This window comes from Klebsiella sp. ZJOU C1 (genome assembly GCF_035620215.1).
Taxonomy (GTDB): Bacteria; Pseudomonadota; Gammaproteobacteria; order Enterobacterales; family Enterobacteriaceae; genus Klebsiella; species Klebsiella variicola.
Window position 1 is genome coordinate 1,747,735 of sequence record NZ_CP141644.1, and the last position, 16,320, is coordinate 1,764,054.

Below are 16,320 nucleotides of genomic sequence, written 5' to 3' on the forward strand. Positions count from 1 at the left end.
AGCGCAAAATCAGCCAATTCTTCTGTTCCGCCGCCGTCGGCGGTCCTACATTAGGGACAGAAGAGGCTCCCGCGTCGGGAGTGACGCACATTAAGGAATAACAATGAAAAAACTCGCAATCACCTGTGCATTACTGTCTGGTATGGTCGTCAGCCAGGTCTGGGCAGATGCGGCCAGTGACTTAAAAAGCCGTCTTGATAAAGTGAGCAGTTTCCATGCCAGCTTCACGCAGAAAGTCACCGACGGCAGCGGTAACGCCGTCCAGGACGGACAGGGCGACCTGTGGGTAAAACGTCCGAACCTGTTTAACTGGCATATGACCCAGCCAGATGAAAGCGTTCTTGTCTCGGATGGCAAAACGCTGTGGTTCTACAACCCGTTCGTTGAGCAGGCTACGGCGACCTGGCTGAAAGATGCTACCAGCAACACGCCGTTTATGCTGATTGCCCGCAACCAGTCCAGTGACTGGCAGCAGTACAATATCAAACAAAACGGCGATGATTTTGTGCTGACGCCGAAAAGCGGCAGCGGTAACCTGAAGCAGTTCACGATCAACGTCGGTCGGGACGGCACCATCCATCAGTTCAGCGCCGTCGAGCAGGATGACCAGCGCAGCAGCTATCAGCTGAAGTCGCAGCAGAACGGCGCCGTCGACGCATCTAAGTTCACCTTTACGCCGCCGAAAGGGGTGACGGTGGACGATCAACGTAAGTAGAGGCGAAAGTGAGCAATCTGTCGCTCGATTTTTCCGACAACGCGTTTCAACCTCTGGCCGCTCGCATGCGGCCAGAAAATTTAGCGCAGTATATTGGCCAGCAGCATCTGCTGGCGCCGGGTAAACCCCTGCCGCGGGCGATTGAAGCCGGGCATCTGCATTCAATGATCCTCTGGGGGCCGCCGGGCACCGGCAAGACCACCCTCGCGGAAGTGATTGCCCGCTACGCCAGCGCCGATGTCGAACGGATCTCGGCGGTGACCTCAGGGGTGAAAGAGATTCGCGAGGCTATTGAGCGCGCGCGGCAAAATCGCAACGCCGGCCGGCGGACCATCCTGTTTGTTGACGAAGTGCATCGCTTTAATAAAAGCCAGCAGGATGCCTTTCTGCCCCATATTGAAGACGGCACCATCACTTTTATTGGCGCGACCACCGAAAACCCCTCCTTTGAGCTTAATTCAGCGCTGCTCTCCCGCGCCCGCGTCTACTTACTGAAATCGCTGACCACCGACGATATCGAGCGGGTGCTTGACCAGGCGATGAACGATAAGTCCCGCGGCTACGGCGGGCAGGATATTATTCTGCCGGAAGAGACCCGCAAGGCCATCGCCGAACTGGTGAACGGCGACGCGAGGCGGGCGCTGAATACCCTGGAAATGATGGCTGATATGGCCGAGAGCGATGACTCGGGCAAGCGGGTGCTGAAGGCGGAACTGCTGACCGAGATCGCTGGCGAGCGCAGCGCGCGCTTTGATAACAAAGGCGACCGGTTCTACGATTTGATTTCTGCTCTGCATAAGTCGGTGCGCGGTAGCGCGCCGGATGCGGCACTTTACTGGTATGCGCGGATCATCACCGCCGGCGGCGATCCGCTGTACGTTGCCCGCCGCTGTCTGGCGATAGCCTCGGAAGATGTCGGCAACGCCGACCCACGGGCGATGCAGGTCGCCATTTCGGCGTGGGATTGCTTTACCCGCGTCGGGCCGGCGGAAGGCGAACGGGCGATTGCCCAGGCCATTGTCTATCTGGCCTGCGCGCCGAAAAGTAACGCCGTCTACACCGCCTTTAAAGCGGCGCTGTCCGACGCGCGGGATCGTCCTGACTACGACGTTCCGGTGCATCTGCGCAATGCGCCGACGAAGCTGATGAAAGAGATGGGTTACGGACAGGAGTATCGTTACGCTCATGACGAACCCAACGCCTACGCCGCCGGCGAGCAGTACTTCCCGCAGGAAATGGCGCAAACGCGCTATTATCACCCGACAAACCGGGGGCTTGAGGGCAAAATTGGCGAAAAGCTCGCCTGGCTCGCTGAACAGGATCAAAATAGCCCGATAAAACGCTACCGCTAATTGAGGCGTTGCGGTAAGGTTATTACTCTATTTCCGTGGTCGTAGTCTGCGGCCACTTTTCTTTATTTAATTCGATAAGCACAGGATAAGCATGCTCGATCCCAATCTGCTGCGTACCGAGCCAGACGCAGTCGCAGAAAAACTGGCACGCCGGGGCTTTAAGCTGGATGTAGATAAACTTCGCGCGCTTGAAGAGCGTCGTAAAGTTCTGCAGGTGCAAACGGAAAACCTGCAGGCGGAGCGTAACTCCCGATCGAAATCCATTGGCCAGGCGAAAGCGCGCGGGGAAGACATCGAGCCATTACGCCTGGAAGTGAACAAACTCGGCGAACAGTTGGATGCTGCAAAGTCCGAGCTGGAAACGCTGCTGGCGGAAATTCGCGATATCGCGCTGGCGATCCCGAATATTCCTCATGATGATGTGCCGGTTGGCCGTGACGAAAACGACAACTTTGAAGTCAGCCGCTGGGGCACGCCGCGCCAGTTCGATTTTGAAGTGCGCGATCACGTGACGCTGGGGGAAATGCACGGGGGGCTGGATTTTGCCGCCGCCGTTAAGCTGACTGGTTCGCGTTTTGTGGTGATGAAAGGCCAGCTGGCCCGTCTGCACCGCGCCCTGGCGCAGTTCATGCTGGATCTGCACACCGAACAGCATGGCTATAGCGAAAACTATGTCCCGTACCTGGTGAACCAGGACACGCTGTATGGCACCGGCCAGTTGCCGAAATTCGCTGGCGACCTGTTCCATACTCGTCCGCTGGAAGAAGAAGCCGACAGCAGCAACTACGCGCTGATCCCGACGGCGGAAGTGCCGCTGACCAACCTGGTACGCGATGAAATCATCGACGAAGACGACCTGCCGATCAAAATGACCGCCCATACGCCGTGCTTCCGCTCTGAAGCCGGTTCCTATGGTCGCGACACCCGCGGTCTGATCCGCATGCACCAGTTCGACAAAGTTGAAATGGTGCAGATCGTGCGTCCGGAAGACTCCATGGCCGCGCTGGAAGAGATGACCGGTCACGCCGAGAAAGTGCTGCAGCTGCTGGGTCTGCCGTACCGTAAGGTCGCGCTGTGCACCGGCGATATGGGCTTCAGCGCCTGCAAAACCTACGACCTGGAAGTGTGGGTTCCGGCGCAGAACACCTACCGTGAAATCTCTTCCTGCTCTAACGTCTGGGATTTCCAGGCGCGTCGTATGCAGGCCCGCTGCCGCAGCAAGTCCGACAAGAAGACTCGCCTCGTTCATACTCTGAATGGTTCTGGTCTGGCGGTAGGTCGTACCCTGGTGGCGCTGATGGAAAACTATCAGCAGGCCGATGGCCGTATTGAGATCCCGGAAATTCTGCGCCCGTATATGCGTGGCCTCGAATATATCGGGTAATTTTTTCTTCCTCTCTTTTAAAAGCGCCTGCGGGCGCTTTTTTTACGCCCTTATTGATACCGGGCAATAATCCATTCTACGAATGCAGTGATACTCCCTTTGGATTAAATCAGCATAAAAAACCAATAATATTTCAAAGCAATATATATATGACTATATAGCGCTTGTCAGTTTATTGTGAGCAACCAAAGCGAGTATCCATGAAAATTAAAGCCCCCGATGCTTTACTGGCTGCTGAGGTAAGCCGCCGTGGTCTGATGAAAACCACGGCAATAGGCGGCCTGGCGCTGGCCAGCAACGCACTAACATTACCCTTTACCCGACTGGCGCATGCCGCCGATACGCCGGCACCCGCCAACGAGAAGGTGGTCTGGAGTGCCTGTACCGTCAACTGCGGCAGCCGCTGCCCGCTGCGCATGCACGTGGTGGATGGCGCGATTAAATACGTCGAAACCGATAATACCGGTGACGATAACTATGACGGTTTGCACCAGGTCCGCGCCTGCCTGCGCGGGCGTTCGATGCGCCGCCGCGTCTATAACCCGGATCGCCTGAAGTACCCGATGAAGCGCGTTGGCAAACGCGGGGAAGGGAAATTCGAGCAAATCAGCTGGGAAGAGGCGTTCGATACTATCGCCAGCAATATGCAGCGGCTGATTAAAGAATACGGCAACGAATCCATCTATCTGAACTACGGCACCGGTACGCTCGGCGGCACGCTGACTCGTTCCTGGCCGCCAGGAAAAACGCTGATTGCCCGTCTGATGAACTGCTGCGGCGGTTATCTGAACCACTATGGCGATTACTCTTCGGCGCAGATTGCCGAGGGCCTCAATTATACCTACGGCGGCTGGGCCGACGGCAATAGTCCATCGGATATTGAAAACAGCCAGCTGGTGGTGCTGTTCGGCAATAACCCCGGCGAAACGCGGATGAGCGGCGGCGGGGTGACATACTACCTTGAACAGGCGCGGCAGAAATCCAATGCCCGGATGATCATCATCGATCCGCGCTATACCGACACCGGCGCCGGGCGTGAAGATGAATGGATCCCGATTCGCCCCGGCACCGATGCGGCGCTGGTATCGGGTCTGGCGTGGGTGATGATCACCGAGAATCTGGTCGATCAGCCGTTCCTCGATAAATACTGCGTGGGATACGACGAGAAAACGCTGCCCGCCGGTGCGCCAGCCAATGGTCACTACAAAGCTTACATTCTTGGCCAGGGCACGGACGGTATCGCCAAAACGCCGGAGTGGGCCTCGACGATTACCGGTATTCCGCGCGAACGCATTGTTAAACTGGCGCGCGAAATTGCCACCGCCAAACCGGCCTATATCAGCCAGGGTTGGGGGCCGCAGCGTCACGCCAACGGCGAAATCGCCACCCGGGCTATCTCGATGCTCGCTATCCTGACGGGTAACGTCGGGATCAACGGCGGCAACAGCGGCGCGCGCGAGGGCTCTTACAGCCTGCCCTTTGAGCGCATGCCGACGCTGGAGAATCCGGTTCAGACCAGTATCTCGATGTTTATGTGGACCGACGCTATCGAGCGTGGTCCGGAAATGACCGCGCTGCGCGACGGCGTTCGTGGCAAAGATAAGCTCGACGTGCCGATCAAAATGATCTGGAACTATGCGGGCAATTGCCTGATTAACCAGCACTCAGAGATCAACCGTACCCACGAGATCCTGCAGGACGACAAGAAGTGCGAGATGATCGTAGTCATCGATTGCCATATGACCTCGTCCGCGAAATACGCCGATATTCTGCTGCCGGACTGCACCGCCTCCGAGCAGATGGATTTCGCGCTGGATGCCTCCTGCGGCAACATGTCCTACATCATCTTTGCCGATCAGGCCATCAAGCCGCGTTTCGAATGCAAAACTATCTATGAGATGACCACCGAGCTGGCAAAACGCCTCGGTGTGGAGCAGCAGTTTACCGAAGGCCGTACCCAGGAAGGCTGGATGCGCCATCTGTATGAACAGTCGCAGAAAGCGATCCCTGACCTACCAGATTTCGACACCTTCCGCCAGCAGGGCATTTATAAGCAGCGCGATCCGCAAGGACACCATGTGGCCTACAAAGCCTTCCGCGAGGATCCGCAGGCCAATCCGCTGACCACGCCGTCGGGCAAGATCGAAATCTACTCGCAGGCGCTGGCGAAAATCGCGGCCACCTGGGAGCTGCCGGAAGGGGATGTTATCGATCCACTGCCGATCTACACCCCGGGCTTCGAAAACTACAACGATCCATTGACGGCGAAATACCCGCTACAGCTGACCGGCTTCCACTATAAATCGCGCGTTCACTCAACTTACGGCAACGTCGATGTACTGAAGGCCGCCTGTCGGCAGGAGATGTGGATTAACCCGATCGACGCGAAGCAACGCGGCATTGCCAACGGCGATCGCATTCGCATCTTCAACGACCGCGGAGAAGTGCATATTGAAGCGAAGGTGACGCCGCGCATGATGCCGGGCGTTGTCGCGCTGGGGGAAGGGGCCTGGTATAACCCGGACGCTTCACGGGTGGATCAGGCGGGCAGCATTAACGTGCTGACCACCCAGCGTCCGTCGCCGCTGGCGAAGGGGAACCCGTCGCATACCAACCTCGTCCAGGTTGAGAAGCTGTAAGGAGTAACCGATGACAACTCAGTATGGATTTTTTATTGATTCCGCCCGTTGCACCGGTTGCAAGACCTGCGAACTGGCCTGTAAGGATTACAAGAACCTGACCCCGGAGGTCAGCTTCCGCCGCATCTATGAGTATGCCGGTGGCGACTGGCAGGAGGATAACGGTGTCTGGAATCAGAACGTTTTTGCTTATTACCTCTCCATCGCCTGTAACCACTGCGAAGATCCGGCCTGCACCAAGGTCTGTCCGAGCGGGGCAATGCACAAGCGTGAAGATGGTTTTGTCGTGGTCAACGAAGAGGTGTGCATTGGCTGCCGTTACTGCCATATGGCCTGCCCGTACGGCGCCCCGCAGTACAACGCCGACAAGGGCCACATGACCAAGTGCGACGGTTGCCATGAGCGCGTCGCCGAGGGGAAAAAGCCGATCTGCGTCGAGTCCTGCCCGCTGCGGGCGCTTGATTTCGGGCCGATTGCCGAGCTGCGCGCTAAGCATGGCCAGCTGGCCGCGGTAGCCCCGCTGCCGTCGGCGCACTTTACCAGGCCGAGTATCGTTATTAAACCTAACGCCAATGCCCGGCCGTGTGGCGATACCACCGGTTACCTGGCGAATCCGAAGGAGGTGTGAGATGGGAAACGGATGGCATGAATGGCCGCTGATGATCTTTACTGTCTTCGGCCAGTGCGTCGCGGGCGGGTTTATCGTCATGGCCCTGGCGCTGATGACGGGCAATCTTTCTCGCGAGCAGGAGCAGCGCGTGGTTGGGAGTATGTTTGGCCTGTGGGTATTGATGGGGATCGGGTTTATCGCCTCGACAATGCACCTCGGTTCGCCGCTACGGGCCTTTAACTCGCTGAATCGCGTGGGAGCCTCGTCGCTGAGTAATGAGATAGCCAGCGGGGCGATCTTCTTCGCCGTCGGCGGGATTGGCTGGCTACTGGCCGTGTGTAAAAAACTGCCTGCCGGCCTGCGTAGCCTGTGGCTGATAGTCACCATGGTGCTGGGCGTGATCTTCGTCTGGATGATGGTGCGGGTATACAACACCATCGACACGGTGCCGACCTGGTACACCGTCTGGACGCCGCTGAGCTTCTTCCTGACGCTGTTTATCGGCGGTCCGCTGCTGGGCTACCTGCTGCTGCGCGTGGCAGGCGTTGACGGCTGGGCGCTGCGCTTGCTGCCGGTGGTCACTTTGTTGGCGCTGCTGGCGAGTATTGTCGTGGTCCTGATGCAGGGGAGTGAACTCGCTACTATTCACAGTTCAATCCAGCAGGCCTCCGCTCTGGTGCCGGATTACGGGTTGCTTATGGCCTGGCGTATGGTGCTGCTGGCGCTGGCCCTGGCCTGCTGGTGCGTGCCGCAGATCCGCGGCCGCAAGCCGGCGGTCTCGCTGCTTAGCCTGGCGTTTGTTCTGGTGCTGGCGGGAGAGATGATTGGCCGCGGCGTATTCTATGGTCTGCATATGACCGTGGGGATGGCTATCGCCAGTTAATCGGCGTCATCATGCCGGCGGTCATACGCCGGCATGATGAAAACGTGCTGTCGATAGATGAAATTTTTCAACTGAAATCAACGTCGACATTTATTAATAAATTAAGAAAAACAACAGTGTATTATCTGTTGCCTCACCTTTACCCATTCTGTGGATAAAAAACTTCTATCGTAGCCTGCAAAACTGCATCACGCCTGATTTCAGGTGGATTGACAATGTTTTTAGCGGTGGCATGATGCGCTCGCGATCTGAACATTCCTCACGGTTTTTTACCCATGACCATCTACACCCGGCCAGTGCAAATGCTGCTCTGTGGCCTGCTTTTATTGACCCTGGCGATAGCGGTGCTGAATACGCTCGTCCCGCTCTGGCTCGCCCATGAAAATATGCCAACCTGGCAGGTCGGCATGGTGGGGTCATCCTATTTTACCGGCAACCTGGCCGGTACGTTGCTGGCTGGTTGGGTGATTAAGCGCCTTGGGTTTAACCGCAGCTATTATCTCGCGTCGTTAATTTTCGCCGTCGGCTGCGTAGGGCTGGGGATCACCGTTGGCTTCTGGACGTGGCTGAGCTGGCGGTTTATCGCCGGCGTAGGCTGCGCGATGATTTGGGTGGTGGTGGAAAGCGCGCTGGTCTGCAGCGGGACTTCCCGCAGCCGCGGCCGTCTGCTGGCGGCGTACATGATGGTCTATTATGTCGGTACCGTACTGGGCCAGCTGATGGTCAGTAAGTTACCTACCGATTTAATGAGCGTCCTGCCGTGGGTGACTGGTCTGGCGCTGGCGGCGATCCTGCCGCTGCTGTTCACCCGTATTATGGGACAGGCTGAAGAGCCGCACGAAACGGTACGTATCTGGCCAATGCTGAAGCTGCGCCAGGCGCGCCACGGGGTCAATGGCTGTATTATCTCGGGGATTGTCCTCGGTTCTCTGTATGGCCTGATGCCGCTGTGGCTGAACCATCAGGGTGTGAGCGACGCCGGCATTGGCTTCTGGATGGCGGTGATGGTGAGCGCGGGGATCCTCGGCCAGTGGCCGGTAGGGCGCCTGGCTGACCGCTATGGCCGTCTGCTGGTGCTGCGGGTGCAGGTCTTTGTGGTCATTCTGGGCTGTATGGCGATGCTGAGTCAGGCGGCAATGGCCCCGGCGCTGTTTGTGCTTGGGGCATCCGGTTTCACGCTGTATCCGGTGGCGATGGCCTGGGCCTGCGAAAAAGTCGAACATCACCAACTGGTGGCGATGAATCAGGCGCTGCTGATGAGTTATACCATCGGCAGTCTGCTGGGCCCGACCCTGACAGCAATGCTGATGCAGAATTTCTCAGACAATCTGCTGTTTATCATGATCGCCAGCGTGTCGTTTATCTATCTGCTGACCCTGCTGCGTAAAGCCGGGCATCATCCGACGCCGGTGGCGCACGCATAACCATTCTGACGTGCAGCGAAGGCTGCACGTCATCTGTTTCTATCGCATGTTTTCCACTGCAGAGAGACGGCATTGCGCTTTTCATGAGGATCAACGGCGGGGCTGGAATGATTTCCAGTGTCGCTTCGGGCCGGCGTAAGCGCACCACCGACCCTGATGAGGCTCTTAGTACATCACCTTGTGACCATACTGCTCAAGAATGCCTTTCACCCGCTCCATGGTCTCTTTTTTCGGCGGATGAACGCCGTCCAGCTTGTACTCTTCGCCCATCGCTACCCATTTGTGTTTGCCCAGCTCATGGTAGGGCAGCAGTTCAATTTTCTCGACGTTGCCCATATCGCGGGTAAATTCGCCCAGGCGGTGCGCGGAGTCATCATCGTCTGACCAGCCCGGAACCACGACGTAGCGGATCCAGACATTGATATTCTTTTTCGCCAGATACTGGGCAAACTCAAGGGTGCGGTGGTTGGAAACGCCGACCAGGTTCTGGTGGATCTCATCGTTCATCTGCTTAAGATCCAGCATGACCAGGTCAGTCACCTCCAGCAGTTCGTCGATAACCGGATCGTAGCGACGGACAAAGCCGTTGGTATCGAGACAGGTATGAATACCTTCCTTTTTACAGGCGCGGAACCAGTCGCGAACAAACTCCGCCTGCAGGATCGCTTCGCCGCCTGATGCCGTAACGCCGCCGCCGGAGGCATTCATAAAGTGACGATAGGTCACCACCTCTTTCATTAACTCTTCAACGGTGATTTCTTTGCCGCCGTGGGTATCCCAGGTGTCACGGTTATGGCAGTACAGGCAGCGCATCAGGCAGCCCTGGAAAAAGGTAATAAAGCGGATGCCCGGGCCATCAACGGTGCCACAGGATTCAAAGGAGTGAATGCGACCAATAACTGACATTGCGGTGTTTTCTCCAGATGTGGCCCATCCGGGGCCGTGTTGGTGCACAGCTCAGCGGCTGCGTCGAGTCTGTTTTGACAGGTACCCAAAGTATAGATAACTGGCAAAGCAGGCTGGGGCGGGGATCACTTGTTAAAAAGGCCCCACTGATGTGGGGCCTTTATTGTACGCTTTTTCAGTCAGACTGGGAATTACATGGTCTGAGTGAAGGTACGGGTAATAACGTCCTGCTGCTGTTCTTTGGTCAGGGAGTTAAAACGTACGGCGTAGCCAGATACGCGGATGGTCAGCTGCGGATATTTTTCCGGGTTTTCCATCGCGTCGAGCAGCATTTCGCGGTTCATGACGTTCACGTTCAGGTGCTGGCCACCTTCGATGGACGCTTCGTGGTGGAAGTAACCATCCATCAGACCGGCCAGGTTGGTCTTACGAACTTCGTCATCTTTACCCAGCGCGTTCGGCACGATAGAGAAGGTGTAAGAGATACCATCTTTCGCGTAAGCAAACGGCAGTTTAGCAACGGAAGTCAGTGAGGCAACAGCACCTTTCTGGTCACGACCGTGCATCGGGTTAGCACCTGGTCCGAACGGCGCGCCAGCGCGACGACCGTCTGGGGTGTTACCGGTTTTCTTACCATATACCACGTTAGAGGTGATGGTCAGAACAGACTGAGTCGGGATAGCGTTGCGGTAGGTGTGCAGTTTCTGAATTTTCTTCATGAAACGTTCAACCAGGTCAACGGCCATGTCATCGACGCGAGCATCGTTGTTACCAAACTGCGGGTATTCGCCTTCGATTTCGAAGTCGATAGCCAGACCGTCTTCGTCACGAATCGGTTTAACTTTCGCATATTTGATAGCAGACAGGGAGTCAGCAGCAACGGACAGACCAGCGATACCACACGCCATGGTGCGGATAACGTCACGGTCGTGCAGCGCCATCAGAGAGGCTTCGTAGCTGTACTTGTCGTGCATGTAGTGGATGATGTTCAGCGCGGTGACATACTGTTTCGCCAGCCAGTCCATGAAGTGATCCATGCGATCCATGACTTCGTCGAAGTTCAGGACGTCGCCTTTGATCGGTTCAGATTTCGGACCTACCTGCATTTTCAGTTTTTCATCCACGCCGCCGTTGATAGCGTACAGCATGGTTTTCGCGAGGTTAGCACGAGCACCGAAGAACTGCATTTGCTTACCAACAACCATCGGGCTTACGCAGCATGCGATAGCGTAGTCGTCGTTGTTGAAGTCCGGACGCATCAGGTCATCGTTCTCATACTGCAGAGAAGAGGTATCGATGGACACTTTAGCCGCGAATTTCTTGAAGCTCAGTGGCAGTTTTTCAGACCACAGGATAGTAATGTTCGGCTCCGGAGACGGCCCCATGGTGTACAGGGTGTTCAGGAAGCGGAAGCTGTTTTTGGTGACCAGAGTACGGCCGTCAACACCCATACCGCCGATGGATTCTGTTGCCCAAATCGGGTCGCCGGAGAACAGTTCATCATATTCCGGGGTACGCAGGAAGCGAACCATACGCAGTTTCATGACCAGGTGGTCAACCATTTCCTGCGCGTCTTGCTCGGTGATTTTACCGGCCTGCAGGTCACGTTCGATGTAGATATCCAGGAAGCTGGAGGTACGACCGAAGGACATTGCTGCGCCGTTCTGAGATTTCACGGCAGCCAGGTAACCGAAGTAGGTCCACTGGATAGCTTCCTGAGCAGTCGTTGCCGGACCGGAGATGTCGTAGCCATATTTAGCCGCCATCTCTTTGATCTGACCCAGTGCACGGTGTTGTTCAGAGATCTCTTCACGCAGACGGATGGTCGCTTCCAGATCTTCGCCGCTTTCCAGTTTTTCTTGCAGAGACTGGAACTGAGCGTATTTGTCTTTCATCAGGAAGTCGATACCGTACAGCGCAACGCGACGGTAGTCACCGATGATACGACCACGGCCGTAAGCATCCGGCAGACCGGTCAGCACGCCGGATTTACGGCAGTTCAGGATGTCTTTGGTGTAAACATCAAATACGCCCTGGTTGTGGGTTTTACGGTACTCGGTAAAGATTTTTTTCAGCATCGGATCCAGCTCGCGATTGTACGCTTTGCAGGAACCTTCAACCATTTTAATACCACCGAACGGGATGATCGCACGTTTCAGCGGCGCTTCGGTCTGCAGACCAACGATTTTTTCCAGACCTTTCTCGATATAGCCAGCGTCGTGAGAGGTGATGGTGGAAGCCAGGGCAGTGTCAAAATCAACAGGCGCGTGAGTGCGGTTTTCCTGTTTTACACCTTCCATTACGGTGTCCCACAGCTTGGTGGTCGCTTCAGTTGCGCCAGCCAGGAAGGATTCGTCGCCTTCATATGGGGTGTAGTTTTTCTGAATAAAGTCACGGACGTTGACTTCATTCTGCCAGTCACCTTTCGCAAAACCTTCCCAGGCTGTGGCTAACTTTTCATTAAGCTCGGACATGTAACACCTACCTTCTTAAGTGGATTTTTTATTTACTGCCTGAAACAACCCTAGTGATGGTCGTTGCCACGCAGGTAAATGACCCAGTATGTCAACCCGACCAGCAAACCTCCGCCGATAATGTTCCCGATAGTCACCGGAATCAGGTTATCAGTGATGAAGTTCATAACGGTCAAGTGTGAGAAACTTTCCGGAGTTGAACCGATAGCGGTCCAGAATTCCGGGCTCGCAAAATTGCGGATTACGATACCCATCGGGATCATAAACATGTTGGCGATGCTGTGCTCAAAGCCGCTGGCAACAAACATCGCTACCGGCAGGACCATGATCATCGCTTTATCCATCAGGCTACGACCGGAATAGCTCATCCATACGGCGAGACAAACCATCAGGTTAGCGAGGATACCCAGGCTCACGGCCTCCACAAAAGTATGGTGCAATTTGTGGTCAGCAGTCTGCAGGACGTTTAGCCCCCAACCGCCGTTGGCAGTCATATATTCGCCTGATAACCACATCAGCAGCACAAACAGCAGTGCGCCCACCAGGTTACCAAAATAGACGTTGAGCCAGTTTTTTGCCAGTTGCCCCCAGGTGATTCGACCGCTGGCTTTCGCCACCACGATCAGCACAGTAGAGGTAAAGAGGTCAGCGCCGCAGATAACGCACAGAATCAGACCCAGGGAAAAACAGACCCCACCGATAAGCTTGGCAATCCCAAAAGGCATCGCGGCAGTGCCGGTGGTCGCGGTGATATAGAATACGAAAGCGATGGAGATGAAAACGCCAGCGGTGATCGCCAGATAAAAGGTCTTCATCGGATGCTTCGTTGCTTTATAGACACCTGCTTCTTCGGCGACTTTCGCCATCGCGGCAGGGAGCAAAAGATCAAAAGGGTTGTCAGCTTTCACACTAACTCTCTCTTTATATAAGTTGGCGGTGAGATACTAACAAAGCATTATAGAAGGGAAATTGATATAGATCATATCTCACCGGAACTATATGCCTTTTTAGTGTGGGGTTTTTGCTTGTTTGATGCTTAACTATTTGATTTTTTTGTGGAAAATAAATTTTAAAATTTATAAGTTATGTTGAATTTTTTCGTTTTTGCCCCAGTATTTGAGTTAATTAAAATGGAGTATTTTATTTTAAATTAACAATTGGTAAATGATATAAGTGCGATATTTACTATTAATTAACTTTACAACTACAAACTATAGTGGCTCCCTCGCCAGGTTAAAATAACGGAGCCGCATCGGGCTCCGTTGTTTGCAAGCATGTTGGCGTAATGGGGGCTTATTTTGCCCAGAACGCCGCTTTCGCCCGCTGCAGCTTTTCATACGCTTTCAGCAGCGACTGATGAGCCGGGAAGGCTTGCAGATCGCTGTCGACAGCCTGAAGGCCATAGAACGGGGCTTCGCCGCTTAGCGCAGCGCTGGCGGCTTCGACCGCATCGGCGCCATACATACGGATGAAGGCGTTCAGATACTGCAGCGGCTGACGCTCCTCCTCCTGGCTCAGCAGCAGCAGGGTCTGCAGGCAGCGATAGTAGTTTGCGCGCTCAGGGCTGAAGACAGAGGCATTGAATTCCATGGTCCATTCGGTCCAGATCAGCGCCTGTTCCAGATCGCCGCCAGCCAGGGCCAGCATCGCTTTCAGCTCGCCGACGCGCAGGGTATACCAGCCGTTGTCTTTCCCGGTGGCAAGGCCCAGCAGTTCGCGAACGCGGGTGAAATCATCCAGGCCTTCGTCATCCATTTGTTCGATGAGCGCCAGATAATCTTCTTTTTCCCACTCGCTGCCCGGCAGAGACAGAATGGTGTCCCGCAGATGGGCGCCCATGCTGTTGTTTGCCAGCCACAGGTCTTCTGCCGGATAAATATCCGACATGCCCGGAACGATGATACGGCAGGCGTAAACGCCCAAATGCTCGTAGTCGGCAATGTACACTTCTTTATCTTCGGCCTTGAAGATGGCCATCAGGGTGGCGAACTCTTCTTCGGTGGTGCCGGAGAAACTCCAGTCAACGAACGGATAGTCGGCATCCTGCTTGAACATATCCCAGGAGATCAGGCCGCTGGAGTCGATGAAGTGGGTTTCGAGGTTCGCGTGCTCGGCGACTTCTTCGTCATCAAAGGTCGGCGGCGTAAAGACATCAAGGTCTTTCAGGCTGCGACCCTGCAGCAGTTCTGTGACCGTACGCTCCAGCGCCACGCCGAAGTCCGGGTGGGCGCCAAAGGAAGCGAAGCAGGTGCCGTTAGTCGGGTTAAACAGCACGACGCAGATAACCGGGTATTTGCCGCCCAGCGAACCATCGTAGGCGAAAATCGGGAAGCCTTCGGCTTCAAGTTTTGCGATCGACTCCACGACGCCAGGATAGCGCGCCATGACTTCCGCCGGGATCTCCGGCAGGCTGATGCTCTCTGCGATGATGCGGTTTTTTATGTGACGTTCAAAGACCTCTGACAGGCCCTGCACACGTGCTTCATTCGGGGTATTCCCTGCAGACATACCGTTGGATACGTACAAGTTGCCAACGATATTCATCGGAATATAGACGGTTTCGCCGTCGGACTGGCGGGTAAAGGGCAGGCCGCATACGCCGCGCTCATCGTTCCCCGACTGCAGATCCACCAGCATGCTGGCGGTCAGCTGATCGTCCGGATCGTAGAACGCGAGCAGACGGGCATCCAGCAGACCTTCCGGGACATCGTCGTTTTCGGTCAGCGGGAACCACTTTTCGTTCGGGTAGTGAACAAACGGGCCATTAGCGATAGTGTCGCCTAACCAGAAGTCGGCGAAGAAATAGTTGGTGGACAGGCGCTCGAAATATTCGCCCAGCGCGGAGGCCAGGGCTGCCTTTTTGGTGGCGCCTTTACCATTGGTAAAGCACAGCGCGCATTCTTTATCGCGAATGTGAACGGACCACACGTGCGGCACCGGGTTCAGCCACGAGGCCTCTTCGATATCAAATCCGAGGTCGAGCAATTTCTGCTGGAAGCGAGCGATGGAATCTTCCAGGGCGGCATCTTTGCCGGGAATAAACGTTTGGGTCATGGCGATCACTTTTGTCGTACGGAAAGCGCGCAATGATACGGCTTTTATCTGACAGGTGCTATCTCCATCATCTGGCTATGCTTAGAGGCAACTTATGACCCACAGGGAGATGATAGATGAAAGCCTTTGACTGGCAGCGGATGGCGCTCGATAAAGTGCCGGTGGAGTTTCTTGCCGAGGTGGCGTTGCGCAGCCTCTATACCTTCGTTCTGGTCTTTATTTTCCTCAAGATTACCGGACGGCGCGGCGTGCGGCAGATGTCGCTGTTCGAGGTGTTGATTATTCTGACCCTCGGTTCGGCGGCAGGGGACGTGGCGTTTTATGACGATGTACCGCTACTGCCGGTGCTGGTGGTCTTCATCACGCTGGCGCTGCTGTATCGCGGCATCATGTGGCTGATGGGGCACAGCGAAAAGCTGGAGGATCTCCTGGAAGGTAAACCTATCGTGGTGGTCGAGGAGGGGCAGTTGGCGTGGGAGAAGCTGCATGCGGAAAACATGACCGAATTCGAATTCTTTATGGAGCTGCGGGTCAACAGCGTCGAGCAGCTTGGCCAGGTCCGGCTGGCGATCCTTGAAACCAACGGGCAGATCAGCGTGTTTTATTATCCGGATGAAGAGGTCAGGGCGGGGTTGTCTATCCTGCCTACCCACTGTACCGCGCGTTACACCACGATTCCGCAGGAGGGGATCTATGCCTGCGTACGCTGCAGCATCGTGATGGCGATGCAGGCGGGAGAAAAGCGAATATGTCCGCGCTGCGCAAATGCAGAATGGTCGAAGGCCAGCCGGGCGAAACGACTCACCTGACAGCAAATATGTCGGTTTTATTACGTCAAGCCGATAGATTCTGTTGTGTGACGGTGGCCGCGTTTTACCG

Annotated in this window: 12 protein-coding genes; 8 read left to right on the forward strand and 4 right to left on the reverse strand. The window is 55.5% G+C overall.

Annotated elements, in window-relative coordinates; translation table 11 throughout:
• Window positions 1-103: 103 nt before the first annotated feature.
• The 7 genes from lolA (at window position 104) to SPE70_RS08255 (ending at window position 9,007) form a co-directional block, all read left to right on the forward strand.
• Window positions 104-715 carry an outer membrane lipoprotein periplasmic chaperone LolA gene (gene lolA / locus SPE70_RS08225; protein ID WP_004201368.1) on the forward strand — a complete coding sequence of 204 codons (612 nt, stop codon included), beginning with the start codon at window positions 104-106 and terminating at the stop codon, window positions 713-715.
• 8 nt (window positions 716-723) lie between these two features.
• Complete coding sequence (gene rarA / locus SPE70_RS08230; RefSeq protein WP_012542326.1) at window positions 724-2,067, forward strand: replication-associated recombination protein RarA; 1,344 nt, start codon at window positions 724-726, stop codon at window positions 2,065-2,067.
• A 91-nt stretch (window positions 2,068-2,158) separates the two neighbouring features.
• Window positions 2,159-3,451 (forward strand): serine--tRNA ligase, encoded by a 1,293-nt coding sequence (gene serS, locus SPE70_RS08235; RefSeq protein WP_064170512.1) that lies wholly within the window; start codon window positions 2,159-2,161, stop codon window positions 3,449-3,451.
• Window positions 3,452-3,651: 200 nt separating this feature from the next.
• A complete protein-coding gene (gene dmsA / locus SPE70_RS08240; RefSeq protein ID WP_008805849.1) occupies window positions 3,652-6,090 on the forward strand; it encodes a dimethylsulfoxide reductase subunit A in 2,439 nt (812 codons plus the stop codon).
• A gap of 10 nt (window positions 6,091-6,100) precedes the next feature.
• A complete protein-coding gene (locus tag SPE70_RS08245) occupies window positions 6,101-6,718 on the forward strand; it encodes a DMSO/selenate family reductase complex B subunit (RefSeq protein WP_004201375.1) in 618 nt (205 codons plus the stop codon).
• Between the two features lies 1 nt (window position 6,719).
• On the forward strand, window positions 6,720-7,583 hold the full coding sequence (locus SPE70_RS08250) for a dimethyl sulfoxide reductase anchor subunit family protein (RefSeq protein WP_012968620.1): 864 nt from the start codon (window positions 6,720-6,722) through the stop codon (window positions 7,581-7,583).
• Between the two features lie 275 nt (window positions 7,584-7,858).
• On the forward strand, window positions 7,859-9,007 hold the full coding sequence (locus SPE70_RS08255; RefSeq protein ID WP_008805851.1) for an MFS transporter: 1,149 nt from the start codon (window positions 7,859-7,861) through the stop codon (window positions 9,005-9,007).
• Between the two features lie 165 nt (window positions 9,008-9,172).
• On the opposite strand, the gene pflA is transcribed toward SPE70_RS08255, so the two are convergent.
• From pflA to ycaO, 4 genes are all read right to left on the reverse strand, one after another.
• Window positions 9,173-9,913, reverse strand: a complete 741-nt coding sequence (pflA, locus tag SPE70_RS08260) for a pyruvate formate lyase 1-activating protein (RefSeq protein WP_002898145.1) — start codon at window positions 9,911-9,913, stop codon at window positions 9,173-9,175.
• A 191-nt stretch (window positions 9,914-10,104) separates the two neighbouring features.
• Window positions 10,105-12,387, reverse strand: a complete 2,283-nt coding sequence (gene pflB, locus SPE70_RS08265; RefSeq protein ID WP_008805852.1) for a formate C-acetyltransferase — start codon at window positions 12,385-12,387, stop codon at window positions 10,105-10,107.
• Window positions 12,388-12,437: 50 nt separating this feature from the next.
• Window positions 12,438-13,295, reverse strand: a complete 858-nt coding sequence (gene focA / locus SPE70_RS08270) for a formate transporter FocA (RefSeq protein WP_008805853.1) — start codon at window positions 13,293-13,295, stop codon at window positions 12,438-12,440.
• Between the two features lie 385 nt (window positions 13,296-13,680).
• The gene (gene ycaO, locus SPE70_RS08275) at window positions 13,681-15,441 is read right to left on the reverse strand and encodes a 30S ribosomal protein S12 methylthiotransferase accessory factor YcaO (protein WP_012968619.1); all 1,761 of its coding nucleotides are present in this window, start codon (window positions 15,439-15,441) and stop codon (window positions 13,681-13,683) included.
• Window positions 15,442-15,557: 116 nt separating this feature from the next.
• Here ycaO and SPE70_RS08280 point away from each other — a divergent pair, with 116 nt between their 5' ends.
• Complete coding sequence (locus SPE70_RS08280) at window positions 15,558-16,250, forward strand: DUF421 domain-containing protein (RefSeq protein ID WP_016831265.1); 693 nt, start codon at window positions 15,558-15,560, stop codon at window positions 16,248-16,250.
• Window positions 16,251-16,320: the final 70 nt, after the last annotated feature.

What these genes read in the sequence shown, in the direction of transcription:
- lolA (WP_004201368.1), top strand. Translation starts at nt 104, where the DNA reads ATGAAAAAACTCGCAATCACCTGTGCATTACTGTCTGGTATGGTCGTC.
- serS (WP_064170512.1), top strand. Translation starts at nt 2,159, where the DNA reads ATGCTCGATCCCAATCTGCTGCGTACCGAGCCAGACGCAGTCGCAGAA.
- dmsA (WP_008805849.1), top strand. Translation starts at nt 3,652, where the DNA reads ATGAAAATTAAAGCCCCCGATGCTTTACTGGCTGCTGAGGTAAGCCGC.
- SPE70_RS08245 (WP_004201375.1), top strand. Translation starts at nt 6,101, where the DNA reads ATGACAACTCAGTATGGATTTTTTATTGATTCCGCCCGTTGCACCGGT.
- SPE70_RS08250 (WP_012968620.1), top strand. Translation starts at nt 6,720, where the DNA reads ATGGGAAACGGATGGCATGAATGGCCGCTGATGATCTTTACTGTCTTC.
- SPE70_RS08255 (WP_008805851.1), top strand. Translation starts at nt 7,859, where the DNA reads ATGACCATCTACACCCGGCCAGTGCAAATGCTGCTCTGTGGCCTGCTT.
- pflA (WP_002898145.1), bottom strand. Translation starts at nt 9,913, where the DNA reads ATGTCAGTTATTGGTCGCATTCACTCCTTTGAATCCTGTGGCACCGTT.
- pflB (WP_008805852.1), bottom strand. Translation starts at nt 12,387, where the DNA reads ATGTCCGAGCTTAATGAAAAGTTAGCCACAGCCTGGGAAGGTTTTGCG.
- ycaO (WP_012968619.1), bottom strand. Translation starts at nt 15,441, where the DNA reads ATGACCCAAACGTTTATTCCCGGCAAAGATGCCGCCCTGGAAGATTCC.
- SPE70_RS08280 (WP_016831265.1), top strand. Translation starts at nt 15,558, where the DNA reads ATGAAAGCCTTTGACTGGCAGCGGATGGCGCTCGATAAAGTGCCGGTG.